Here is a 23,176-nt window from a genome sequence, read left to right as displayed (position 1 = left end):
AGCCGTAGTCGAAGGGACCCGCAGGCTGGAGCCTGCGGGTCCCTTCGGTTGCCGTTGTGTTCGGTTCGTTGTCTGCCGCGGGTGCGTTGTGGCTGGTCGCGCAGTTCCCCGCGCCCCTTTGGGGCGCGTTGCAGTCCACGACGATTCAGATGTGAAGGTGAGCAAGAGTGCGTCCTGTCAGCCCCGAGCTGATCTCCCCCCGGTCCCCCCGTGTCGCCGCCGCGCGGCGGCTCGAGAAGCGGAACTTCCGGGGGAAGGAGCGGCTGTTCCTCGCCGAGGGGCCGCAGGCCGTGCGGGAGGCCGCGGGGTTCGGGCAGACGTTGGTCGAGCTGTTCGCCACCGTCGAGGCCGCGGAGCGGTACGCCGACATCGTCGGCGCCGCCCGGGAGGCCGGCGCCCGGGTGCACCTCGCCGCCGACTCGGTGATCGAGGACATCTCCACCACCGTCACCCCGCAGGGCCTGGTCGGGGTCTGCCGGTTCCTGGACACGCCGTTCGACGAGATCCTCGCCGCCCGCCCCAAGCTCGTCGCCGTCCTCGCCCACGTCCGCGACCCCGGCAACGCCGGGACCGTGCTGCGCTGCGCCGACGCCGCGGGGGCCGAGGCGGTCGTGCTCACCGACGCCTCCGTCGACCTGTACAACCCCAAGGCCGTACGCGCCTCCGTCGGCTCGCTGTTCCACCTGCCGGTCGCCGTCGGCGTCCCCGTCGAGCGGGCCGTCGCCGGGCTGCGGGACGCCGGGGTGCGGGTGCTGGCGGCAGACGGCGCGGGCGACGACGACCTCGACGCCGAACTGGACGCGGGCACCATGGGCGGGCCCACCGCCTGGGTGTTCGGCAACGAGGCCTGGGGGCTCCCGGAGGAGACCCGCGCCCTCACCGACGCCGTCCTGCGGGTCCCGATCCACGGAAAGGCCGAGAGTCTGAACCTCGCGACCGCCGCCGCCGTATGTCTCTACGCGTCGGCGCGTGCACAGCGTGCCGCCGGAGGGTGCCGCTCCGTCACCACGAGCTAGTAGGGTGACCAGCTCAGGGCCCCTGCGCGGTTGAGAGGTGGGGTACGGGGATGAGCGTCGGCACCAGCAGCGCACCGGGTGCACGGGGAGCGCCGCGTCCGCCCGCGCCCCGCACGCCCGAAGATCCCGCCGATCCCGCCGACCTCGGCATCCATCCGGACCAGCTGCCCGACGGCCTCGTCGTCGCCGACGAGCACGGCCGGGTCGTCTGCTTCAACGCCGCCGCCGTCCGTATCACCGCCACTCCCGCCGCCGAAGCCCTCGGACAGCCCCTGGAGAGCGCACTGCCCCTGGAGGACCTGGAGAGCCGCCGCTGGTGGCAGCTCACCGACCCCTACGGCGGCCTCGCCATCCGCGTCCGCCAGCCCGAACGCAACCTCCTGCTCCCCGGCGGCCGGGAGGTCCTGGTCACCGCCCGCTACGTCCGCACCGAACCCCTCGGCCCCGTCCACCGCGTCGTCGTCACCCTGCGCGACACCGAGGCCCGCCGCCGCACCGAGCGCAGCCACGCCGAGCTGATCGCCACCGTCGCCCACGAACTGCGCTCCCCCCTCACCTCCGTCAAGGGCTTCACCGCGACGCTGCTGGCCAAGTGGGAGCGGTTCACCGACGACCAGAAGCGGCTGATGCTGGAGACCGTCGACGCCGACGCCGACCGCGTCACCCGGCTCATCGCCGAGCTGCTCGACATCTCCCGGATCGACTCCGGCCGCCTGGAGGTGCGCCGCCAGCCCGTCGACATCGGCGCCGCCGTCGGCCGGCACATCCAGGCGTACGTCGCCGCCGGCCAGGAGGCCGACCGGTTCCTGCTCCGCGTCGCCCAGCCGCTGCCCGACCTGTGGGCCGACCCCGACAAGGTCGACCAGGTGCTCAGCAACCTGCTGGAAAATGCCGTGCGGCACGGCGAGGGAACCGTCACCATTGACGTCACGCCCACGGCGTCCCCCCGCGAGGGTGAGGACACCGGCACGTCGGTCACGGTGAGCGACGAGGGGGCCGGCATCCCGGAGGAGTCCATGAACCGCGTCTTCACCCGCTTCTGGCGGGGCAGCAAGCGCGGCGGCACCGGTCTCGGGCTGTACATCGTCAAGGGCATCGTCGAGGCCCACGGCGGCACCATCACGGTCGGCCGCGCCCCCGGCGGCGGCGCCGAGTTCCGATTTACGTTGCCCGTGGCGGCACCGGCCTACCTCACCTGAGACCCACCTCGGACGGCCGACGACCCCACGGGCGTGATTCAGCGTTCCACCGCCCCGTTAGACTCGGTCTTTGGCACCTTTGCGTCCAGCTCCGCGGACGAAGCGCAGACGAAGCGCCTGCGCCGTGTCCGAGGACCGTGGACGGGGCGTCCCAGCCAGCCAATCGGAAGCACGGGAAGAGATGTCGGCACCGAATAAGTCGTACGACCCGGTCGAGGTCGAGGCCTTGAAACCGGAAGAGATCGAGCGCATGCGGGACGAGGCGCTCGCCGCCTTCGCCGCCGCGGACTCCCTCGACGCGCTCCAGGAGGCCAAGGTCGCCCACACCGGCGGCACCTCCCCGCTGTCGCTGGCCAACCGCGAGATCGGCGCCCTGCCCCCGCAGGCCAAGGCCGAGGCCGGCAAGCGCGTCGGCATGGCCCGCGGCGCCGTGAACAAGGCGCTCGCCGCCCGCCAGACCGAGCTGGAGGCCGAGCGGGACGCGCGCGTCCTGGTCGAGGAGGCCGTGGACGTCACACTGCCCTACGACCGCGTACCGGCCGGCGCCCGCCACCCGCTCACCACCCTGTCCGAGCGCATCGAGGACGTCTTCGTCGCCATGGGCTACGAGGTCGCCGAGGGCCCCGAGGCCGAGGCCGAGTGGTTCAACTTCGACGCCCTCAACATCGGCCCGGACCACCCCGCCCGCGGCGAGGCCGACACCTTCTTCGTCCAGGGCCCGGAGGGTGGCTCCGAATCCGGCGTCGTGCTGCGCACCCACACCTCGCCCGTGCAGATCCGCTCCGCGCTGGAGCGCGACCTGCCGGTCTACGTGATCTGCCCCGGCCGGGTGTACCGCACCGACGAGCTGGACGCCACGCACACCCCCGTCTTCCACCAGGTCGAGCTGCTCGCCATCGACGAGGGCCTGACCATGGCGGACCTCAAGGGCACCCTGGACCACATGGTCCAGTCGCTGTTCGGCGCGGAGATGAAGACCCGGCTGCGGCCGAACTTCTTCCCCTTCACCGAGCCGTCCGCCGAGATGGACATGCTCTGCTACGTCTGCAAGGGCGCGTCCGTCGGCAACCCCGACCGGCCCTGTCGCACCTGCTCCAGCGAGGGCTGGATCGAGCTGGGCGGCTGCGGCATGGTCAACCCGCGGGTGCTCACGGCCTGCGGTATCGACCCCGAGAAGTACAGCGGCTTCGCCTTCGGGTTCGGCATCGAGCGGATGCTGATGTTCCGCCACAACGTCGAGGACATGCGAGACATGGTCGAGGGTGACGTCCGGTTCACCCGGCCGTTCGGGATGGAGATCTGATGCGGGTCCCGCTTTCCTGGCTGCGGGAGTACGTCGACCTGCCGGCCACCGAGACCGGCCGCGACGTGCAGGCCAAGCTGATTTCGGCCGGGCTGGAGGTCGAGACCGTCGAGCACCTCGGCGCCGACCTCAAGGGCCCCCTCGTCGTCGGCCAGGTGCTGACCATCGAGGAGCTGGAGGGCTTCAAGAAGCCGATCCGCTTCTGCACCGTGAACGTCGGTCAGGCCAACGGCACCGGTGAGCCCCAGGAAATCGTCTGCGGCGCCCGGAACTTCGCCGTCGGCGACAAGGTCGTCGTGGTCCTCCCCGGCGCCACCCTGCCCGGCGGCTTCTCGATCAGCGCCCGCAAGACCTACGGCAAGACGTCCCACGGCATGATCTGCTCCAGCGACGAGCTGGGTATGGGCGACGACGGCACCCACGGCATCATCGTGCTGCCGCCGGAGACCGAGGTCGGCAAGGACGCCATCGAGCTGCTGGAACTGGTCGACGAGGTGCTGGACATCGCCGTCACCGCCAACCGCGGCGACTGCCTGTCCATCCGCGGTGTCGCCCGTGAGGCCGCCATCGCCTACGGCCTGCCGCTGCGCGACCCGGCCCTGCTCGACGTGCCCGGCCCCAACGCCTACGGCTACCCGGTGAAGATCGCCGACCCCACCGGCTGCGACCGCTTCACCGCCCGCACCGTGACCGGCCTCAGCGCCGAGGCGCGCTCCCCGATCTGGCTCCAGCGGCGGCTCCAGAAGGTCGGCATGCGCCCGATCTCCCTCGCCGTCGACGTCACCAACTATGTGATGATGGAGCTGGGCCAGCCCCTGCACGCCTACGACCGCTCACTGGTCCAGGGCACCATCGGCGTACGCCGGGCCCAGGAGGGCGAGAAGATCGTCACCCTCGACGGCACCGAGCGGAAGCTGCACGCCGAGGACCTGGTCATCACCGACGACCGCGGCCCGATCGGCCTCGCCGGGGTCATGGGCGGCGCCAACACCGAGATCGCCGACCACGGCGACACCGAGAACGCGACGAGTGACGTGGTCATCGAGGCCGCCCACTTCGACCAGGTGTCCATCGCGCGCACCGCCCGCCGGCACAAGCTGTCCTCCGAGGCGTCCCGCCGCTTCGAGCGGGGCGTCGACCCGCAGGCCGCCGCCGCTGCCGCGCAGCGCACCGTCGACCTCCTGGTGCTGCTCGCGGGCGGCACCGCCGAGGCCGGGGTCACGGAGATCAGCGCCCCGTCCGCGCCGCACACCATCAGCGTCCCGGCCGACCACCCGGACAAGGTGGCCGGTGTCGCCTACGGCCGCGAGACCGTCGTACGCCGCCTCCAGGAGGTGGGCTGCGACGTCTACGGCCAGGACGAGCTGATCGTCACCGTGCCGTCCTGGCGGCCCGACCTCACCGACCCGAACGACCTCGCCGAAGAGGTCATCCGGCTGGAGGGCTACGAGAACCTGCCCTCCACGCTGCCCCGGCCCCCGGCGGGCCGCGGCCTGACCTCCCGGCAGCGGCTGCACCGCCGCGTCGGGCGCGCGCTGGCCGGTGCCGGATACGTCGAGGCGCTGAACTACCCGTTCGTCGGCGAGCAGGTCTTCGACCAGCTCGGTCTCGACGCCGACGACCCGGCCCGCCGCGTCGTCAGGCTCGTCAACCCGCTCAGCGACGAGGAGCCCGCGCTGCGGACCTCGCTGCTGCCCGGTCTGCTGGGCGCGCTGCGCCGCAACGACGGCCGGGGCGCGCACGACCTGGCGCTCTACGAGACCGGCCTGGTCTTCCACCCGCGCGACGAACAGCGCGTCGCCGCCGACCTGCCCGTCGACCGGCGCCCCAGCGCCGACGACCTCGCCGCGCTGGACGCCGCGCTGCCCGACCAGCCCCGGCACGTCGCCGCGGTCCTGGCCGGTGCCCGCGAGCAGGCCGGCTGGTGGGGCAAGGGCCGTCCGGCCGACTGGGCCGACGCGGTCGAGTCCGCCCGGACCGTCGCCCGCGAGGCCGGCGCCGAACTGGGCGTCCGCAAGGGCCAGTACGGGCCCTGGCACCCGGGCCGCTGCGCCGAGCTGTTCGTCACCGTGGACGGCGAGGAGCGCGTGATCGGGCACGCGGGCGAGCTGCACCCGCGCGTGCTCAAGACGCTGGGCCTGCCCGCGCGCACCTGCGCGATGGAGCTGGACCTCGACGCCGTGGCGCGGGTCGGCGACGACACCCCGCAGGCGCCGGGCATCTCCACGTTCCCGGTCGCCACGCAGGATGTCGCCCTGGTGGTCGACGCGTTCGTCCCGGCCGCCGACGTCGAGACGGCGCTGCGCGACGGTGCGGGTGAACTGCTGGAGTCCATCCGGCTGTTCGACGTCTACGACAACGCGGAGCAGCTCGGTGAGGGGCGCAAGTCCCTCGCGTACGCGTTGCGCTTTCGCGCGGGGGACCGGACGCTGACGGTCGACGAGGCGTCGGCCGCCCGCGACGCGGCGGTGGCCCTCGCGGGCGAGCGGGTCGGAGCGGTGCTGCGTAGTTAGGGCGAGGTTCGCCCAAGGGGCGTGGGGTTTCTGCCGGTTCGGCGGCTGCGGGTACGTCGTGGTCGCTCGCGCAGTTCCCCGCGCCCCTTGAGGGACGTCAGCGCAACGTGCCCTGCTTTTCAGGGACGCGGGGCTGTGACATGTGCGGCTCCGCCGCGTGGGCGCGACCAGCCACAGCGAAGCCGCGCCGGAGAACGCGCCGCAACTCTCTCACGCCCCCGGTGGAGCCAGCTCGCCGTCCGCCCCGCCACGGAGTGTCGGGCAGACGGCCGGGCGGACGGCGTGGATTCGGGCCGCCGCACTGTACGAGGGGGAGCCGGCGGCCCGGCCGGCCTCTTTCGAGGCCCTTCAGTCAACCGGCACGGAACTCTCCGCGACAGCGCGCACACGCTGCGGATGCGCGTACTCCGTTCGCACCCCGTGTGAAGACCGACGCACTACGCTGTCGGCACCGATTCACCGGGGGGCACCCATGCAGCCCAACACCCTGCTCGACGCGATCCTCGACGAGGCCGGGATCTCGCACGCGGGACTGGCCGCGCACGTCAACCAGGCGGGAAGAGCCCGCGGTCTCGCACTGAGATACGAACACACCGCCGTCGCCCGGTGGTTGAGAGGGCAGCGGCCGCGCGGCCAGGTGCCCGACCTGATCTGCGAGGTCCTCGCGTCCCGGCTGCACCGCCCCGTCACGCTCGACGCCATCGGCCTCGGCGTGCCCGGCGAGCCCGCCGCCCCGCACACCGGCTCGCTGTCCGGGTTCGTGGAGCGCGCGACCGCCCTGTGGCGCTCCGACCAGCAGCAGCGCCCGCACATCCTCGGCGCCCCGGCCCTCACCGGCACGCCCGCCGTGATGCCGGTGTGGGAGTGGGAGAACCCGCCCGAGGACACCGACGTCTCCCGCGGCGGGCGGCACCGGGTCACCACCGCCGACCTGGACATGGTGCGCTGCGCCCGCACGCACTACGAGCAGATGTACCGCAAGGCCGGCGGCATCGCGACCCGCGCCCGCATCGTCGGCTTCCTCAACTCCGAGGCCACGCCGCTGCTGCGCGGCAGCTACACCGACGCCACCGGGCGTCACCTGCACCGGGCCACCGGGGGCCTGGTGGCCGTCGCCGGGATCTGCGCGTACGACTCCGACGCGCACGGCCTCGCGCAGCGCTACTTCCACCAGGCGCTCCGGCTGGCCAAGGCCAGCGGCGACCGGGGGCTCGGCGCCTACGTCATCGCGCTGCTGGTCAACCAGGCGCTGTTCCTGCGGGAGTACCGGCAGGCCGTCGCCTTCGCCGAGGCCGCGCTGCGCGCCGCGGGCCGGCACATCACCCCGGCGCTCGCCTCCGACCTGTACGCGATGCAGGCCAAGGCGTACGCGCACCTCGGCGACGGCACCGGAGCCCTGTCCTGCATCCGCCGGGCCGAGCAGGCCGCCGAGCGCATCCGGCGCGGCCACGAGCCCGACGAGACCGGCTACGTCCAGCCGGGCCTGGTCAACGTCCAGGTCGCCGAGGCCCTGCTCAGACTCGGTGAACTGGCGGCGGCCGGGGAGCACGCCGCGGCGGCCGTCGACACCCCCGCGCACGACCGGGGCCGCGTGCACCGACTGGCCATGCTCAGCACCATCGAACTGCGCCAGGGGCACGCCGACAAGGCCGTGGCGACCGCCGTGCGGATGGCCGAGCAGGCCCGGGGCATGGAGTCCCAGCGTCTGCGCGACCGACTGCGCGCGGTACGCGAACACCTGGTGAGCAGCGGGTGCGCGGGTACGGACGAGGCCGCCGAACTCATCGACGGGGCCCTGCGCGTACCGCTGTAGCACTCCGGGCCCCTGCGCCACCCCTGCGCCGTGAGCGGCCGTCGTGCGCCTGCTGCCGGGCCCACCGCTGCTGCGATATTCCACCTACTCCAGGAGAGGTGGCAGAACCGTGCAGTGGACGAAACAGAGCGAACAAAACGTGTACTCGAATCGCTGGTTCAGCGTCAGTCTCGCCGATGTGGCGTTACCGGACGGCCGGCATCTCGACCACTTCCTGATCCGGATGCGCCCCGTGGCCGTGGCCACGGTCGTGAACGAGGCGGCCGAGGTCCTGCTGCTGTGGCGGCACCGCTTCATCACCGACAGCTGGGGCTGGGAACTCGCGGCCGGCGTCGTCGAGGACGGCGAGGACGTCGAGACGGCGGCGGCCAGGGAACTGGAGGAGGAGACCGGCTGGCGACCCGGACCGCTGCACCACCTCATGAGCGTGGAGCCCTCCAACGGCCTCACCGACGCCCGGCACCACATCTACTGGGCCGACGAGGGCACCTACGCCGGACACCCCGTGGACGACTTCGAGTCGGACCGCAGGGAATGGGTGCCCCTGAAGCTCGTCCCCGACCTGGTCGCCCGCGGGGAGGTCCCGGCCGCCAACATGGCGGCCGCGTTGCTCCTCCTGCACCACCTCAGGATCGGGCGGGATCAGCCGTAGGAGTAGAAGCCCGAGCCGCTCTTGCGGCCGAGGCGGCCCGCGTCGACCATGCGCTGGAGCAGCGGCGGAGCGGCGTACAGCGGCTCCTTGTACTCCTCGTACATCGAGTACGCGACCGAGGCGACCGTGTCCAGGCCGATCAGGTCGGCCAGCTTCAGCGGGCCCATGGGGTGGGCGCAGCCCATCTCCATGCCGTTGTCGATGTCCTCGCGGCTGGCGATGCCCGACTCGAACATCCGGATCGCGGAGAGCAGGTACGGGATCAGCAGCGCGTTGACGACGAAGCCGGAGCGGTCCTGGGCGCGGATCGCGTGCTTGCCCAGCACCTTCTCGGTGAACAGCTGCGCGCGGCTGAGCGTGCCCTCGGAGGTGGTGAGCGCCGGGATCAGCTCGACGAGCTGCTGCACCGGGGCCGGGTTGAAGAAGTGGATGCCGATGACGTGGTCGGGCCGCGAGGTGGCGACCGCCAGCTTCACCAGCGGGATCGAGGAGGTGTTGGAGGCCAGGATCGCGTCCGGCCGGGTCACGACCTGGTCCAGCACCTGGAAGATCTCGGTCTTGACCTGCTCGTTCTCGACGACGGCCTCGATCACCAGATCGCGGTCGGCGAACTCGCCGAGGTCGGTGGTGAAGCTGAGGCGTGCCTGCGTCGCGTCCCGCTCCTCCTCCGAGATCTTGCCGCGCTCGGCGGCCTTGGTCAGCGAGTTGTACAGCCGGGTACGGCCGATCTCCAGAGCCTCGCCGGTGGTCTCGGCGACCATCACCTCCAGGCCGGAGCGGGCGCACACCTCGGCGATGCCCGCCCCCATCTGACCGCAGCCCACCACGCCGACGCGTGCGATATCTCCCGAGATGCCGGTCACATCGTCCCTTTCGCTGACTCCACGGCTGGCAGCAGGTCCGCCGGGGTCCCCGGCGTCTGCTCCGATCGAGCACGTTACCTCCGAATGGCCACGGATCCGTCCTCCGGGTCGGGCATGCTGAGGCCCCGTACACGATCCGTGACCCCGCGGATCCGCAGCGTTCAGGAGGACTTCCCATGGGCCGTGTCTCGCGCCGTGCCTTCACGGTGGCGGCGTTGTCGGCGTTCACCGCGGTGCCCAGGGCGTCGGCGGCCCCCGGCCCCGCCGAGCCGCCGCCCTCGCGCAGCGCCGCCGCCGGGATGCGGGGCATGTGGCTGGCCACCGTGGCCAACCGGGACTGGCCCACCCGGGCCGGACTGCGCGCCGCCGAGCAGCGCGCGGAGCTGGTCGAGCACCTCGACAACGCGGTCCGGCACCGTCTGAACACGGTGTTCCTCCAGGTGCGGCCGTCGGCCGACGCGCTGTGGCCCTCGGCGTACGAGCCCTGGTCGCAGTACCTGTCCGGCAGCCAGGGCCGCGACCCGGGCTGGGACCCGCTGGGCACGGCCGTGCAGGAGGCGCACGCCCGCGGCCTGCAACTGCACGCCTGGTTCAACCCGTACCGCGTCGCCACCCACGCCGACCCGGCCCGCCTCGTCTCCTCCCACCCGGCGCGTAAGAACCCCGGCTGGGTGGTGCCCTACGGCGGGCAGCTGTACTACAACCCGGGGCTGCCCGAGGTCCGGGCCTTCGTGCAGGACGCGATGATGGACGCGGTGGAGAAGTACGCCGTGGACGGCGTGCACTTCGACGACTACTTCTACCCCTACCCCGTGGCAGGCCAGACCTTCGAGGACGGCGGGACCTTCAGCACCCTCGGTACCGGCTTCGCCACGAAGGCCGCCTGGCGGCGGGACAACATCGACCGGCTGGTGCGCGAGACCGCGGAGCGCGTGAAGCGGATCCGGCCGGCCGCCCGCTTCGGCGTCAGCCCGTTCGGCGTGTGGCGCAACGCCGCCACCGACGAGCGGGGCTCGGACACCCGCGCGGGCGTGCAGACGTACGACGACCTGTACGCCGACACCCGCACGTGGGTCCGCGAGGGCTGGATCGACTACGTCGTGCCGCAGCTGTACTGGAACATCGGCCTGGACGGCGCCGACTACGCGAAGCTGCTGCCCTGGTGGGCCGAGGTGGCCAAGGGCAGCCGCACCCAGCTGTACGTGGGGGAGGCGCTGTACAAGTCCGGGGACCCGGCGCAGCCCGCGGCCTGGCAGGACCCCGCCGAACTGTCCCGCCACCTCGCGCTGGCCGCGCGGTACCCCGAGGTCCGGGGGCACGTTTACTTCTCCGCGAAGGACGTCGCCGAGGACCGCGGGGGCGCGATGGCGCGGCTGGCGGCCGACCACTACACGCAGCCGGCCACCGCCCCGCGCTGACCCGCGTCCGCGACAGCGCTAGAGCCGCATCTCCCGGTGCCGGATCTCCGCGTCGGGGCCGGGCGAGCACACCGCTTCGTGCCCGTCCTCCTCGAACCGGACCCGGTACGGGGGAGCGCCCTGCGCGCCCATGACTTCGACGATCTCCGCGACCTTGTCGTGTTCACCGACCACCCGGCCGTGCTGGACCAGCTGGTCGCCCTTGGTTGCGTGCATCCGTGAGGCCTCCTCACCTGTGTGCCGCGCTCAGCCCCGGGCCCGCTGGGTGACGGCGATGCACACCAGGACGGCCGCGGCCGTCAGCGGAGCGGCCACCGTCAGGTGCTCGCCCAGGAGAAGTACCGACCACACCAGTGTGAGCAGCGGCTGGGCCAGCTGCAACTGGCTGGCCTTCGGGATGCCGATCGCCGCCATGCCCCGGTACCAGACGACCAGACCGAGGAACTGCGAGCCGATCGCCACCCACAGCAGCCCGGTCACACTGTGCGCCGTCAGGTGCACCGGCTCGTACGACAGCGCCACCGCCGCCATCGGCACCGTCACCGGCACGCACAGCACCAGCGCCCAGCCGATGACCTGCCAGCCCGGCATCACCCGGGCCAGCCGGCCGCCCTCCGTGTAACCGGCCGCGCACACCAGCAGTGCCGCGAAGAGATACGCGTCGGCCGAGGTCAGCGCGCCGCCGCTCTGCTGCACCGTGAACGCGATGACGGCCGCCGCACCCGCCAGGGCCGCGATCCAGAAGGTGCGCGAGGGGCGGGTGCCGATGCGCAGGGCGGACAGCAGCGCGGTGGTCAGCGGGAGCAGGCCCACCACCACGGCGGCGTGCGCGGTGGTCGAGGTCTGCAACGCGAGCGTGGTCAGCAGCGGGAAGCCCAGCACCACCCCGGCGCCGACCACCGCGAGGCCGAACCAGTGCCGCCGCTCGGGCGGTGCCACCCGCAGGAGGAGCAGACAGGCCCCGGCGACCGCGGCGGCCAGGATGCTGCGCACGGCGATCAGGGACCAGGGGCCGAAGCCCTCCAGACCCCAGACGGTGGCGGGGAAGGTGAGGGAGAAGGCGACGACACCGAGGGCGGCCTGGACGGTGCCGAACGACCTGCCGCCGGTGTCCGCGTCCGTCGCGCCGACTGCTATCCCGGAAGGTGCGATAGCGCTACTCTGTGCTCTCATGCATGAGCGTAGCAGTGTCGCTGACCTGGTGGCCGTGTTGCGGCGGGAGCTCGACCGCTACTCACCCGGCGGAAAGCTCCCGTCCAGCCGGGCCCTCGTCGACCGGTTCCGGGTGAGCCCGGTGACGGTCTCCCGGGCCCTGGCCCAACTGGCCGCCGAGGGGCTGGTCGTCACCCGGCCCGGCGCCGGCGCCTTCCGGGCCCGGCCGCGCCCCTCGGCCGCACCCGCCGGGGACACCTCCTGGCAGGAGGTCGCCCTCAGCGCCGACGGCGCCGCCGACCTCGTACCGCGCTCGGTGGACGCCTCCGGCGTGCTGGTCTCGCTGGCCGCGCCACCGCCCGGCGTCGTGGAGTTCAACGGCGGCTATCTGCACCCGTCGTTGCAGCCGGAACGGGCGATGGCGGCGGCTCTGGCCAGGGCCGGGAGACGGCCCGGTGCGTGGGGCCGGCCGCCGATGGAAGGGCTGCCGGAGCTGCGCGAGTGGTTCGCGCGCGGTATCGGCGGCGCCATCACGGCGGCGGAGGTGCTGGTCACCGCGGGCGGCCAGTCCGCGCTGACCACCGCCCTGCGCGCGCTCGCCCCGCCCGGCACCCCCGTCCTCGTCGAGTCCCCGACCTACCCCGGCATGCTCGCCATCGCGCGGGCGGCCGGACTGCGCCCGGTGCCCGTCCCCGTGGACGCCGACGGCGTGCGGCCCGCCCTGCTCGCCGACGCCTTCCGCGCCACCGGCGCCCGCGTCTTCGTCTGCCAGCCCCTGTTCCAGAACCCGACCGGCGCCGTACTCGCCCCCGAGCGGCGCGGCGAGGTGCTGCGCATCGCGCGGGCGGCCGGTGCCTTCGTCGTCGAGGACGACTTCGTGCGCCGGCTCGTGCACGAGGACGCGGGCCCGCTGCCCGCCCCGCTCGCCGCCGACGACCCGGACGGCGTCGTCGTCCACGTCTGCTCGCTGACCAAGGCGACCTCGCCCAGCTTCCGGGTGAGCGCCCTGGCCGCGCGCGGGCCGGTCCTCGAACGCCTGCGGGCCATCCAGGTCGTCGACACCTTCTTCGTGCCCCGACCGCTCCAGGAAGCGGCGCTGGAACTCGTCGGCTCGCCCGCCTGGCCGCGTCATCTGCGCGCTGTCTCGGCCGAGTTGAGGGCCCGGCGGGACGCGATGACGTCCGCGCTGCGGCTGCACCTGCCCGAGGTGTCGCTGCCCCACGTCCCGTCCGGCGGCTACCACCTGTGGCCGCGACTGCCGGAGGGCACCGACGAGCGAGCCCTGACAGCGGCCGCCCTGCGCGCGGGCGTCGCGATCACCCCCGGCCGCCCGTACTTCAGCGCCGAACCCCCGGCCGCCCATCTGCGGCTGAGCTTCGCCGCGGTCGCGGGCGTCGGAGAGATCGCGGAAGGGGTACGACGCCTGCGCACCGCCTGCCCGCGGGCGTGGGGCGGTTGACGCGGGCGGGCCGCCACGGCGCCGGGACGCGGTCGGTGAGCCGTGGTACACCCTGGGTGACCACAGGTAACACCCCTTGACCGGGGTGGCTCCGCGCTCCACCATCACCGCATGGCGCTTCGGGTCACGTTCGTCGCGGCTGCGCGCAGCTCACCCCTGCTCGCGGAGCGCTTCGACGACGGCCGCCCCCTGGACCAGGCCGGATGGGACGAGGTGCTGCGCGCCGCGGGCACCCTGCTGCCGCTCGCCGCGGCCGAGTTGCGCTACTGCTCGCCGACGCCCCGCAGTCGCGCCACCGGAGACGCCCTCGGCTGCGCGCCCCTGGTGCAACTCGCCCTGAGGGAGTGCGACATGGGCCGGTGGCGCGGTCTGACGCTCGGTGAGGCGATGGCGCGCGAGCCGGCGGCCGTGGACGCCTGGCTCGCCGATCCGCGCTCCGCCCCGCACGGCGGGGAGCCGCTGCTGGCCTTCATCACCCGGGTCGGCGGCTGGCTCGACACCCGTCCCGGCGAGGACGGCGACCGCATCGTCGCCGTCGCCGAGCCCTCCGTGATCCGGGCCGCGCTGGTCTACGCGCTGAAGGCACCGCCCGCCACGTACTGGAACCTTGACGTCCAGCCGCTGTCGACGACCACGGTGACGGGCCGCGCGGGCCGCTGGAGCCTCCGGTTCGCCGGCGTGCCGGGCCAGGGCGCTACGAACCCGGTGTTTCGCGAAGGTAATCCGTTGTGAGCAGCAGGTCCTTGGCCGGACCGCCCACCCGCCACACGGTCCGCCAGCGGCCCGGGCCCCGGACGGTGAACTCGCCGCGGTAGAGGTCGGCGGCGCACGGGTGGTCGGCCACGTGGTGTCCCGAGGTCAGGTCCAGGCCGTGGAAGGGGCGGCCGTCGGCGAAGCGCACGTCCGCCGCGCCCGGCGCGTTCCCCGGTTCGTAGCGCAGCGTCCGCTCGGCGGGCCGGGTCACGCCCTGCCAGGTGAAAGCGCCCGACTCGCGGCTGATCAGCCCGCCGGTCTCGAGCGCGTCGAACGCGGTGACCCCCGCGAACCGTCCCTCCAGGCCGTTCGCCAGATCCCGCACCGACCGCTCGGTGCGCCAGCGCCCCGCGAGGTACGCCAGTACGTCGTGCACCGGCCACCACTCGCCCATGTCCACTCGCTTTCCCACTCCGGCCCACGGGTTGCCGCGCGACCCATCGACGCGTCTGGTCCTCTCCCTATCTTGCCGTTCGACGTACCGACCAAGGCCCGACATCCCGAATGGCGGGTTCACCCACCTCCGGCGAACCCGGCGACGTTCCCGCGGACGGGCAGCGGTGGCCCGGCACTACGCACGTTCCCGGACCAGTGACGAAGCCGGCCTGCGGCGTCGTCCTTCCGGGCTAGCCTGCGGGGCATGATCGTATGGCTCAACGGCACCCACGGGGTGGGCAAGACGACGACCGCCGCACTCGTGCGGCGGCTGCTTCCGGACTCCCGTGTGTTCGACGCCGAGAAGGTCGGCGAGACGCTCATGGACATCAGTCCGGGGCTGCCCGAGACGGACAACTTCCAGCACTGGGCGCCGTGGCGGCCGCTCGTCGTCGAGACCGCCCGCCGGGTGCTCGACTACACCGGCGGCACCCTGGTGATGCCGATGACGGTGCTGGTCGAGGAGTACTGGCGCGAGATCGGTGCGGGCCTCGCCGGCCACGGTATCCCCGTGCGGCACTTCGTCCTCCACGCCGACCAGGACACCCTGCGCGGGCGTATCGCGGGGGACACCGTCCTCGGGCCGGACTCGCCGTTCCGTCTCCAGTACCTCCAGCCCTACGCCGAGGCGGCCCGCACCTGGCTGCACGCCGAGGCCGAGGTCGTGGACACCACGCACCTCACCCCCGACCAGGCCGCCCGGCGGATCGCGGAGGCCGTCAAGGGCTGAGGGCGCCGCAGTCCGGCGCGGGACGGGTCGGCATCCATCGCGTTGCATAAACGTGCAGCGAAACGTATAGTCATGCTCTCTAGGAGGAGGGTTTCCCATGGCGGTACGTGCGGCGGTGGCCGGAGCGAGCGGGTATGCGGGCGGTGAGCTGCTGCGCCTGCTCCTGACCCACCCGGAGGTCGAGATCGGCGCCCTGACCGGCAACTCCAACGCGGGGCAGCGGCTGGGGGCACTCCAACCGCACCTGCTGCCGCTGGCCGACCGGGTGCTGGAGCCGACCACGGCCGACGTGCTCGCGGGGCACGACGTCGTCTTCCTCGCGCTGCCGCACGGACAGTCCGCCGCCGTCGCCGAGCAGCTCGGCCCGGACGTCCTCGTCGTCGACATGGGCGCCGACTTCCGGCTCAAGGACGCGGCCGACTGGGAGACGTTCTACGGCTCCCCGCACGCCGGTACCTGGCCCTACGGCCTCCCCGAACTGCCGGGTGCCCGCGCCGCGCTGGAGGGGTCCAAGCGCATCGCGGTGCCCGGTTGCTACCCCACGGCCGTGTCGCTGGCCCTCTTCCCGGCCTACGCCGCGTCGCTGGCCGAGCCCGAGGCCGTGATCGTCGCCGCCTCCGGCACCTCCGGCGCGGGCAAGGCCGCCAAGCCCCACCTGCTGGGCAGCGAGGTCATGGGCTCCATGTCGCCCTACGGAGTCGGCGGCGGCCACCGGCACACCCCCGAGATGATCCAGAACCTCGGCGCGGTCGCCGGCGAGGCGGTCACCGTCTCCTTCACCCCGACCCTCGCCCCGATGCCGCGCGGCATCCTCGCCACCTGCACCGCGAAGGCCAGGCCCGGCGTCACCGCCGAGTCGGTCCGGGCGGCGTACGAGAAGGCCTTCGCCGACGAACCGTTCGTGCACCTGCTGCCCGAGGGCCAGTGGCCCGCGACCGCCTCCGTGTACGGCTCCAACGCTGTCCAGGTCCAGGTCGCCCACGACGCCGCCGCGGGCCGGATCATCGCGATCAGCGCCATCGACAACCTGGCCAAGGGCACCGCGGGCGGTGCCGTCCAGAGCATGAACCTCGCCCTCGGTCTCGACGAGACCACCGGACTGACGACGATCGGAGTTGCGCCGTGAGCGTGACGGCAGCGAAGGGATTCACGGCGGCGGGCATCACCGCCGGGATCAAGGAGAGCGGCAACCCCGACCTGGCCCTCGTGGTCAACACCGGCCCCCGCCGCTCCGCCGCGGGCGTCTTCACCTCCAACCGCGTCAAGGCCGCCCCCGTCCTGTGGTCCGAGCAGGTGCTCAAGAGTGGCGAGCTGACCGCCGTCGTCCTCAACTCCGGCGGCGCCAACGCCTGCACCGGGCCCAAGGGCTTCCAGGACACCCACGCCACCGCCGAGAAGGTCGCCGAGGCGCTCGGCACGGGGGCGGGCGAGGTCGCCGTCTGCTCCACCGGGCTCATCGGCGTACTGCTCCCCATGGACAAGCTGCTCCCGGGCGTCGAGACCGCCGTCGGTCAGCTCTCGGAGCACGGCGGCGAGAAGGCCGCCATCGCCATCAAGACCACCGACACCGTCCACAAGACGTCCGTCGTCAGTGGGGACGGCTGGACCGTCGGCGGCATGGCCAAGGGCGCGGGCATGCTCGCCCCCGGCCTCGCCACCATGCTCGTCGTGATCACCACCGACGCCGACCTGGAGACCGGGGCCCTGGACCGCGCCCTGCGCGCCGCCACCCGCGTCACCTTCGACCGGGTCGACTCCGACGGCTGCATGTCCACCAACGACACCGTGCTGCTGCTCGCCTCCGGCGCCTCCGGCATCACCCCGGAGTACGACGCCTTCGCCGAGGCCGTACGCGCCGTGTGCGACGACCTCGGGCAGCAGCTCATCCGGGACGCCGAGGGTGCCAGCAAGGACATCAAGGTCGAGGTCGTCAACGCCGCCACCGAGGACGAGGCCGTCCAGGTGGGCCGCACCATCGCCCGCAACAACCTGCTCAAGTGCGCCATCCACGGCGAGGACCCCAACTGGGGCCGCGTCCTCTCCGCCATCGGCACCACGTCCGCCGTCTTCGAGCCCGACCGCCTCAACGTCGCCATCAACGGCGTCTGGGTCTGCAAGAACGGCGGCGTCGGGGAGGACCGCGAGCTGGTCGACATGCGCTACCGCGAGGTCCACATCGTCGCCGACCTCGCCGCCGGCGACGCCACGGCCACCATCTGGACCAACGACCTCACCGCCGACTACGTCCACGAGAACAGCGCGTACTCCTCATGAGCAACGGACCCACGCGGAAGCACACCGCGCTCCCCAAGGCCCAGATCCTCATCGAGGCGCTGCCCTGGCTGACCCGGCACCACGGCAAGACCGTCGTCATCAAGTTCGGCGGCAACGCCATGATCGACGAGGACCTCAAGGCCGCCTTCGCCCAGGACGTCGTCTTCCTGCGCCACGCCGGTCTCAAGCCCGTCGTCGTGCACGGCGGCGGCCCGCAGATCAGCGCCGCCCTCGACAAGCACGGCATCGTCAGCGAGTTCAAGGCCGGCCTGCGCGTCACCACCGAGGACGCCATGGACGTCGTACGGATGGTGCTCGCCGGGCAGGTGCAGCGCGAGCTGGTCGGGCTGCTCAACCAGCACGGACCGCTCGCCGTCGGCCTCACCGGCGAGGACGCGCACACCCTCACCGCCACCAAGCACCAGCCCGAGATCGACGGCGAACGCGTCGACATCGGCCGGGTCGGCGAGATCACCGAGATCGACACCGGCGCCATCGAGGCACTGCTGGCCGACGGCCGCATCCCGGTCGTCTCGTCCATCGCCCGCTCCCAGGACGATCACCATGTCTACAACGTCAATGCTGATACGGCGGCTGCGGCACTCGCTGCTGCGCTCGGCGCCGAGACTCTCATGGTCCTCACCGACGTCGAGGGCCTCTACGAGGACTGGCCGCGCTCCGACGAGGTGATCAGCCGCCTCACCGCCTCCGAGCTGGAGAAACTGCTGCCCGACCTCTCCAGCGGGATGGTGCCGAAGATGGAGGGCTGCCTGCACGCGGTGCGGGGCGGCGTCACCACCGCACGCGTCATCGACGGCCGGGTCCAGCACTCGATCCTGCTGGAGATCTTCACGGACGAGGGCATCGGCACGATGGTCGTGCCGGACGAACAGGGGGAGTCGTGAGCAACGAAGAGCTGACCGAGCGGTGGCAGGGCACGCTCATGAACAACTACGGCACCCCGCGCCTGCCCCTGGTGCGCGGCGAGGGCGCCCGCCTCTGGGACGCCGACGGCAACGAGTACCTGGACTTCGTCGGCGGCATCGCGGTCAACGCGCTCGGCCACGCCCACCCGGCCGTGGTCGAGGCGGTGAGCCGGCAGATCGCCTCCCTCGGCCACGTCTCCAACCTCTTCATCGCCGAGCCGCCCGTCGCCCTCGCCGAACGGCTGCTCCAGCACTTCGGCCGCGACGGCAAGGTCTACTTCTGCAACTCCGGCGCCGAGGCCAACGAGGGCGCCTTCAAGATCGGCCGACTGACCGGCCGGCCGCACATGGTCGCCACCCGCGGCGGCTTCCACGGCCGCACCATGGGCGCCCTGGCGCTGACCGGCCAGCCCGGCAAGCAGGAACCGTTCCTGCCGCTGCCCGGCGACGTCACGCACGTGCCCTACGGCGACCCGCAGGCGCTCGCCGCCGCGGTAACCGAGGAGACGGCGCTGGTGATCATCGAGCCGATCCAGGGGGAGAACGGCGTCGTCGTCCCGCCCCCCGGCTACCTGAAGGCCGCCCGCGCCATCACCGCCGCCACCGGTGCGCTGCTCGTCCTGGACGAGGTGCAGACCGGCGTCGGCCGGACCGGGCACTGGTTCGAGTACCAGGCCCACGAAGGTGTCCTGCCCGACGTCGTCACCCTCGCCAAGGGCCTCGGCGGCGGACTGCCCCTCGGTGCGACCATCGCCTTCGGCCGCGCCGCCGACCTGCTCCAGCCCGGCCACCACGGCACCACCTTCGGCGGCAACCCGGTCGCCTGCGCCGCCGGACTCGCCGTCCTCGACACCATCGCGGACGAGGGGCTGCTGGACCACGTCAAGCGGCAGAGCGAGACGCTGCGCGGCGGAATCGAGAGCCTCGGCCACCCGCTGGTCGCCCACGTCCGGGGGGCGGGACTGCTCCTGGGTATCGTGCTCACCGAGCCGCTCGCCGCCCGGGTGCAGCAGGCGGCTCAGGACGCCGGAATCCTGGTGAACGCGCCCGCGCCCGATGTCGTACGGCTGATGCCCGCGCTGAACCTCGGCGACGACGTGGTGGAGGCGTTCCTCGGGGCGCTGCCCGGCATCCTTGACCAGGCCGCCGAGACGGCCCACGGGGACGGACGATCCGGAGAATGAGACGACGATGAGCCACGCGCAGGAGCACGAGCAGACGGCGGGGCCCGCCCTGCCGCAGACCCGCACCGCACGCCACCGCCGGATCGTGGACATCCTCAACCGGCAGGCGGTGCGCTCGCAGAGCCAGCTGGCGAAGCTGCTCGCCGACGACGGGCTCACCGTCACCCAGGCGACGCTCTCCCGGGACCTGGACGAGCTGAACGCGGTCAAGATCCGCAACACCGACGGCGACCTCATCTACGCGGTGCCCAGCGAGGGCGGCTTCCGCACCCCGCGGGCCCCGCTCGGGGAGTCGGCCAAGGAGGAGCGGATGCGGCGGCTCTCCGCGGAGCTGCTGATCTCCGCGGAGGCGTCCGCGAACCTCGTGGTCCTGCGGACCCCTCCGGGGGCGGCGCAGTTCCTCGCGTCGGCGATCGACCAGGCGGAGCTGCACGACATCCTGGGGACGATCGCGGGTGACGACACGTTGATGCTGATCAGCAGGGAGCCTGCGGGTGGGCAGGCGCTGGCGGATCATCTGCTGCGGTTGGCCCAGAACGGGGGCTGAGCGCCGCGGCGGCTTCCCGTGTCCGTCGACCGCGGGTAGGCGGTGGCTGGTCGCGCAGTTCCCCGCGCCCCTGAGGGCGCTGCGGCGAGGTCGGCCACAAGGTCCCCCGCTCCCTGCGCCCCTGAGGGCGTTGCGGCGAGGCCGGCCACAAGGTCCCCCCGCAACCTGCGGGCATTCGTGCCTCCCCCAGTGCCTGAACGGCCTGGGAGGGACCCCCAGGCGGCGCGGGTGGGCGCAGGCGGCACCCCGCGAGCGCGGGATGCCACGCCGGTGCCTCAGCCCAGACGAGCCGCCAGCCCTCCCGTGCACCGCACCTCGTCCCCGGCCGTGATCAGCAGCCCCTCGACGCCGGGCAGCGACTCCAGCCACCGCAGCCCCTCCCGCGAACCCCTCGCGAACGCCGCCGTCGCCCAGCAGTCCGCCCACGTCAGCCGGGGCGCCACCACCGTCACGGACACCAGGTCGGTCACCGCCGAGCGGCCGGTGCGCGGGTCGACGACATGGGCGCCGCGCTCGGCGGAGCCGGACGTCGCCACGGCCAGCTCCGCCGCGCCCGCCGCCGAGACGACCGCCGCGAGCCCGCCAGGACGCAGCGGATCCGACACCCCCACCCGCCACGGCCGCCGCGTCCCCGGAGCGCCGAGCAACTGGACGTCTCCGCCGCCGTTGACGCTGACGCCCCTCGCACCCGCCGCCGCGATCCGCCGTGCGGCGCGCTCCACGGCCCACCCCTTGACGATCCCGGTCGGGTCCAGCCGGCCCTCGTACCGGGTACTGAACCAGCCCTCGCTCACCCGCTCCGCCTCGGCCGCCAGCTCCAGCACCTCGGCGACCTCGGGCGCGCAGGCGGCGACGGTCAGTTCCCCGCGCGCCAGCCGGGAGACCTCGCTGTCCTCCCGGTACGTGCTGAACACCTCGTCGGCCCGGTGCAGCCCGGCGACCGCCTCGTCCAGTGCCTCCCGTACGGCCGGGGGTTCCCCGCCGCGGACGTCGAAGGAGAAGACGGTCCCCATCGCCTCCTCCACCCGACGTACCGCGACGGGAGCCCCGGCGGGCCCGGTCGCGGCGTCAGCCACCGGCCCGGTCCAGCGCCGACTGGAGGGACTGCTTGTATCCGGCGCTGGTGTAGGTGGCGCCGGACACGGCGTCGATGTCGGCGCTGCCCGCGGTGACGGCGGCCCGGTTGAGCCGGGGCACGGCGTCCGCGGTGATCCGGTCGCTCTGCCCGCCCTCGGGCGCCCGCACGGCCTCGGCCTTGGTGATCTTCCCGCCGCTCACCGTGAGCCTGACCTGCACGGTCCCATACTGGGTCTGCGCGGCGTCACCCGTGACCGTGCCCGTCCTGGCTTCCCGGCCGCCCTGCGGCGACTGTGCCGCCACGGGCGGGGCCGCGCCGCCCGCCGCCGAGGCGGAGCCCGGGTCGGACGCCGGTTTCAGCGACAGCAGCAGCACGATCCCGGACACGGTCGCGGCCCCGGCGAGCACGGCACGCCGAACGGAGTGGCTCTTCCTCATCTGCCTGGACTCCCGATGTCCGTCGCTCACATCGCGAACGACTCGTGGTGGATACGGCGAGCGGGGACCCCCGCGCCGCGCAGTGCCTCGTACACCGACTGGGCGAAGCCGGGCGGACCGCACAGGAAGACGTCGTGACGCTCGACGTCCGGGATCTTCCGGGCCAGCGTCTGCGCGGAGATGTCCGGGCGCTCCCCGTCCGGGCTGTTGACCGCGTACATCAGCCGCGCCCCGCGCTCCTCGGCGATACCGGCCAGCTCGTCCCAGAGCGCCAGGTCCTGGGTGCTGTTGGCCCGGTAGAGGAGCGTGATGTCGCCGGACGCGCCGGGCAGCGTCTCGAACAGCGCCCGCATCGGCGTGATCCCCACCCCGCCCGCCACCAGCAGCACCTTGCCGCGGCTGCGGCGCTGCGCGGTGAGGGCGCCGTACGGGCCCTCCGCCCACACCCGGGTGCCCGGCGTCAGCTCGCGCAGCCGGGCGCTGTGGTCGCCGATCGCCTTCACGGTGATCCGCAGCATGTCCGGGCGCGGCGCCGCCGACAGCGAGTACGGGTGCGAGCTGAACCGCATCCCGGGCGCGAGGAACCGCCAGCGGAAGAACTGGCCCGCCTCCGCGCCCAGCCGGTGCAGCCGGCGCCCGCCGACCAGCACCGACACGATCCCGGGCGTCTCCTCGATCACCGCTTCGACCCGCATCCGGTGGCGCAGGTTGAGCCGGAGCGGGGTCAGGACCCGGTACCAGAGCACGAGCGCGGTCACCGATCCGTACAGGGCGTACCAGACGGTCCCGGCGACCGGTTCGACGGCGAACTCGTTGCCGGTGGTCAACTGGTGCCAGAAGGTCAGGAACACCGCCGCGTAGGTGAGCAGGTGCACGTGGTACCAGGCGTCGTAGGGGATGCGGCGGCGGACGGGGCCGACGGACAGGAGCCCGATGACGACCAGCAGGCCGGTGCCGACGGCCGCCTTGCCCATGTCGGGCAGCCGGTTCACGGAGTCGACGGTCTGCGCGACGACGTCGCCGAGGCCCCGGCCGGCCTGTGCCGCGTAACCCCACATGATCAGGAAGACGTGGGCGAGGACCAGGCAGAGGGTGTAGCGGCCGGTCATGGCGTGCCAGCGGGCGACCCGGTCGGACCCCACGCGCCGCTCCAGCGCCGGCACCCGGGCCATCTGGAGCACGACCAGCGCCGTCAGGTACCCGGCGAGCAGACCGGTGATCCGGCCCGCGCCGAGGATCCTGCCGGTGTCGTCGGAGATGGCGGGCGTGTTGCGCCACCACAGCCACAACACGCCCGCCGCGCCCGCCCACACGGCGAGCAGCAGGGGGACGGCGGGGGAGCGGCGCGGACGGATGCGCCGCATCGTCTGACGACGGGCGGCACGGCCGCCGGCGAGCGTGGTGGTCACGGTTCCTCCGTGGGG

21 protein-coding genes and 1 pseudogene are annotated in these 23,176 nt (G+C 73.1%); 15 read left to right on the top strand and 7 right to left on the bottom strand.

From position 1 onward, the window contains the following. Positions 1-167 precede the first annotated feature (167 nt). From BJ961_RS24710 to BJ961_RS24685, 6 genes are all read left to right on the top strand, one after another. Positions 168-1,016 carry a TrmH family RNA methyltransferase gene (locus BJ961_RS24710; RefSeq protein ID WP_271414989.1) on the top strand — a complete coding sequence of 283 codons (849 nt, stop codon included), beginning with the start codon at positions 168-170 and terminating at the stop codon, positions 1,014-1,016. Positions 1,017-1,066: 50 nt separating this feature from the next. Next, a complete protein-coding gene (locus BJ961_RS24705) occupies positions 1,067-2,215 on the top strand; it encodes a sensor histidine kinase (RefSeq protein ID WP_271414988.1) in 1,149 nt (382 codons plus the stop codon). A 181-nt stretch (positions 2,216-2,396) separates the two neighbouring features. Beyond that, positions 2,397-3,518 (top strand): phenylalanine--tRNA ligase subunit alpha, encoded by a 1,122-nt coding sequence (gene pheS, locus BJ961_RS24700; RefSeq protein WP_271414987.1) that lies wholly within the window; start codon positions 2,397-2,399, stop codon positions 3,516-3,518. Continuing rightward, the gene (gene pheT / locus BJ961_RS24695) at positions 3,518-6,031 is read left to right on the top strand and encodes a phenylalanine--tRNA ligase subunit beta (protein WP_271414986.1); all 2,514 of its coding nucleotides are present in this window, start codon (positions 3,518-3,520) and stop codon (positions 6,029-6,031) included. The genes pheS and pheT overlap by 1 nt, the downstream gene beginning before the upstream one ends. Positions 6,032-6,503: 472 nt before the next feature. Then, complete coding sequence (locus BJ961_RS24690) at positions 6,504-7,844, top strand: transcriptional regulator (RefSeq protein WP_271414985.1); 1,341 nt, start codon at positions 6,504-6,506, stop codon at positions 7,842-7,844. Between the two features lie 109 nt (positions 7,845-7,953). Beyond that, positions 7,954-8,496, top strand: coding sequence for an NUDIX hydrolase (locus BJ961_RS24685; protein ID WP_271414984.1), 543 nt, complete (start codon positions 7,954-7,956; stop codon positions 8,494-8,496). On the opposite strand, the gene BJ961_RS24680 is transcribed toward BJ961_RS24685, so the two are convergent. Beyond that, complete coding sequence (locus BJ961_RS24680; protein ID WP_271414983.1) at positions 8,487-9,359, bottom strand: 3-hydroxybutyryl-CoA dehydrogenase; 873 nt, start codon at positions 9,357-9,359, stop codon at positions 8,487-8,489. The genes BJ961_RS24685 and BJ961_RS24680 overlap by 10 nt on opposite strands. 176 nt (positions 9,360-9,535) lie before the next feature. Between BJ961_RS24680 and BJ961_RS24675 the strand changes: the two genes are divergently transcribed. Continuing rightward, a complete protein-coding gene (locus tag BJ961_RS24675; RefSeq protein ID WP_271414982.1) occupies positions 9,536-10,777 on the top strand; it encodes a glycoside hydrolase family 10 protein in 1,242 nt (413 codons plus the stop codon). A gap of 18 nt (positions 10,778-10,795) precedes the next feature. On the opposite strand, the gene BJ961_RS24670 is transcribed toward BJ961_RS24675, so the two are convergent. Together BJ961_RS24670 and BJ961_RS24665 are read right to left on the bottom strand one after the other, a co-directional pair. Next, positions 10,796-10,993 carry a DUF1918 domain-containing protein gene (locus BJ961_RS24670; protein WP_271414981.1) on the bottom strand — a complete coding sequence of 66 codons (198 nt, stop codon included), beginning with the start codon at positions 10,991-10,993 and terminating at the stop codon, positions 10,796-10,798. A gap of 30 nt (positions 10,994-11,023) precedes the next feature. Continuing rightward, entirely contained in the window at positions 11,024-11,950 is a 927-nt protein-coding gene (locus BJ961_RS24665) for a DMT family transporter (RefSeq protein ID WP_271414980.1), read from the bottom strand. Here BJ961_RS24665 and BJ961_RS24660 point away from each other — a divergent pair. Continuing rightward, entirely contained in the window at positions 11,949-13,388 is a 1,440-nt protein-coding gene (locus tag BJ961_RS24660) for an aminotransferase-like domain-containing protein (protein WP_271414979.1), read from the top strand. The genes BJ961_RS24665 and BJ961_RS24660 overlap by 2 nt on opposite strands. Before the next feature lie 111 nt (positions 13,389-13,499). Next, positions 13,500-14,120, top strand: a complete 621-nt coding sequence (locus BJ961_RS24655; RefSeq protein WP_271414978.1) for a histidine phosphatase family protein — start codon at positions 13,500-13,502, stop codon at positions 14,118-14,120. Here the strand turns inward: BJ961_RS24655 and BJ961_RS24650 are convergent. Next, entirely contained in the window at positions 14,083-14,535 is a 453-nt protein-coding gene (locus BJ961_RS24650; protein ID WP_271414977.1) for a DUF6314 family protein, read from the bottom strand. The genes BJ961_RS24655 and BJ961_RS24650 overlap by 38 nt on opposite strands. A gap of 246 nt (positions 14,536-14,781) precedes the next feature. On the opposite strand from BJ961_RS24650, the gene BJ961_RS24645 reads away from it, so the two are divergent. The 6 genes from BJ961_RS24645 (at position 14,782) to BJ961_RS24620 (ending at position 20,237) form a co-directional block, all read left to right on the top strand. Then, complete coding sequence (locus BJ961_RS24645) at positions 14,782-15,306, top strand: AAA family ATPase (protein ID WP_271414976.1); 525 nt, start codon at positions 14,782-14,784, stop codon at positions 15,304-15,306. Between the two features lie 97 nt (positions 15,307-15,403). After that, entirely contained in the window at positions 15,404-16,432 is a 1,029-nt protein-coding gene (argC, locus tag BJ961_RS24640) for an N-acetyl-gamma-glutamyl-phosphate reductase (protein ID WP_271414975.1), read from the top strand. Beyond that, positions 16,429-17,580, top strand: coding sequence for a bifunctional glutamate N-acetyltransferase/amino-acid acetyltransferase ArgJ (gene argJ, locus BJ961_RS24635; RefSeq protein ID WP_271414974.1), 1,152 nt, complete (start codon positions 16,429-16,431; stop codon positions 17,578-17,580). Before argC ends, argJ begins: the two co-directional genes overlap by 4 nt. Then, positions 17,577-18,485, top strand: a complete 909-nt coding sequence (argB, locus tag BJ961_RS24630; RefSeq protein WP_271414973.1) for an acetylglutamate kinase — start codon at positions 17,577-17,579, stop codon at positions 18,483-18,485. The genes argJ and argB overlap by 4 nt, the downstream gene beginning before the upstream one ends. Continuing rightward, positions 18,482-19,690, top strand: a complete 1,209-nt coding sequence (locus BJ961_RS24625) for an acetylornithine transaminase (RefSeq protein ID WP_271414972.1) — start codon at positions 18,482-18,484, stop codon at positions 19,688-19,690. The genes argB and BJ961_RS24625 overlap by 4 nt, the downstream gene beginning before the upstream one ends. 7 nt (positions 19,691-19,697) lie before the next feature. Then, complete coding sequence (locus tag BJ961_RS24620; protein WP_007447727.1) at positions 19,698-20,237, top strand: arginine repressor; 540 nt, start codon at positions 19,698-19,700, stop codon at positions 20,235-20,237. Between the two features lie 275 nt (positions 20,238-20,512). Here BJ961_RS24620 and BJ961_RS24615 read toward each other — a convergent pair whose 3' ends face one another. The 3 genes and pseudogenes from BJ961_RS24615 to BJ961_RS24605 form a co-directional block, all read right to left on the bottom strand. Beyond that, positions 20,513-21,250, bottom strand: a complete 738-nt coding sequence (locus BJ961_RS24615; protein WP_271417156.1) for an FAD:protein FMN transferase — start codon at positions 21,248-21,250, stop codon at positions 20,513-20,515. A 64-nt stretch (positions 21,251-21,314) separates the two neighbouring features. Further along, positions 21,315-21,752, bottom strand: a pseudogene (locus BJ961_RS24610) (FMN-binding protein); the annotation flags it as partial. Between the two features lie 26 nt (positions 21,753-21,778). After that, positions 21,779-23,161, bottom strand: a complete 1,383-nt coding sequence (locus BJ961_RS24605; protein WP_271414971.1) for a ferredoxin reductase family protein — start codon at positions 23,159-23,161, stop codon at positions 21,779-21,781. Between the last annotated feature and the right edge of the window lie 15 nt (positions 23,162-23,176).

Origin of the sequence: Streptomyces lienomycini (assembly GCF_027947595.1) — a bacterium.
Taxonomy (GTDB): Bacteria; Actinomycetota; Actinomycetes; order Streptomycetales; family Streptomycetaceae; genus Streptomyces; species Streptomyces lienomycini.
Note: the sequence above shows the minus strand (reverse complement) of the source record. Positions and strands in the feature narration are given on the sequence as shown.

Excerpts from the sequence above, each read along its gene's own strand:
- BJ961_RS24705 (WP_271414988.1), top strand. The coding sequence starts at position 1,067 with ATGAGCGTCGGCACCAGCAGCGCACCGGGTGCACGGGGAGCGCCGCGT.
- pheS (WP_271414987.1), top strand. The coding sequence starts at position 2,397 with ATGTCGGCACCGAATAAGTCGTACGACCCGGTCGAGGTCGAGGCCTTG.
- pheT (WP_271414986.1), top strand. The coding sequence starts at position 3,518 with ATGCGGGTCCCGCTTTCCTGGCTGCGGGAGTACGTCGACCTGCCGGCC.
- BJ961_RS24690 (WP_271414985.1), top strand. The coding sequence starts at position 6,504 with ATGCAGCCCAACACCCTGCTCGACGCGATCCTCGACGAGGCCGGGATC.
- BJ961_RS24675 (WP_271414982.1), top strand. The coding sequence starts at position 9,536 with ATGGGCCGTGTCTCGCGCCGTGCCTTCACGGTGGCGGCGTTGTCGGCG.
- BJ961_RS24670 (WP_271414981.1), bottom strand. The coding sequence starts at position 10,993 with ATGCACGCAACCAAGGGCGACCAGCTGGTCCAGCACGGCCGGGTGGTC.
- BJ961_RS24660 (WP_271414979.1), top strand. The coding sequence starts at position 11,949 with ATGCATGAGCGTAGCAGTGTCGCTGACCTGGTGGCCGTGTTGCGGCGG.
- BJ961_RS24665 (WP_271414980.1), bottom strand. The coding sequence starts at position 11,950 with ATGAGAGCACAGAGTAGCGCTATCGCACCTTCCGGGATAGCAGTCGGC.
- BJ961_RS24655 (WP_271414978.1), top strand. The coding sequence starts at position 13,500 with ATGGCGCTTCGGGTCACGTTCGTCGCGGCTGCGCGCAGCTCACCCCTG.
- BJ961_RS24650 (WP_271414977.1), bottom strand. The coding sequence starts at position 14,535 with ATGGGCGAGTGGTGGCCGGTGCACGACGTACTGGCGTACCTCGCGGGG.
- BJ961_RS24645 (WP_271414976.1), top strand. The coding sequence starts at position 14,782 with ATGATCGTATGGCTCAACGGCACCCACGGGGTGGGCAAGACGACGACC.
- argC (WP_271414975.1), top strand. The coding sequence starts at position 15,404 with ATGGCGGTACGTGCGGCGGTGGCCGGAGCGAGCGGGTATGCGGGCGGT.
- argB (WP_271414973.1), top strand. The coding sequence starts at position 17,577 with ATGAGCAACGGACCCACGCGGAAGCACACCGCGCTCCCCAAGGCCCAG.
- BJ961_RS24620 (WP_007447727.1), top strand. The coding sequence starts at position 19,698 with ATGAGCCACGCGCAGGAGCACGAGCAGACGGCGGGGCCCGCCCTGCCG.
- BJ961_RS24615 (WP_271417156.1), bottom strand. The coding sequence starts at position 21,250 with ATGGGGACCGTCTTCTCCTTCGACGTCCGCGGCGGGGAACCCCCGGCC.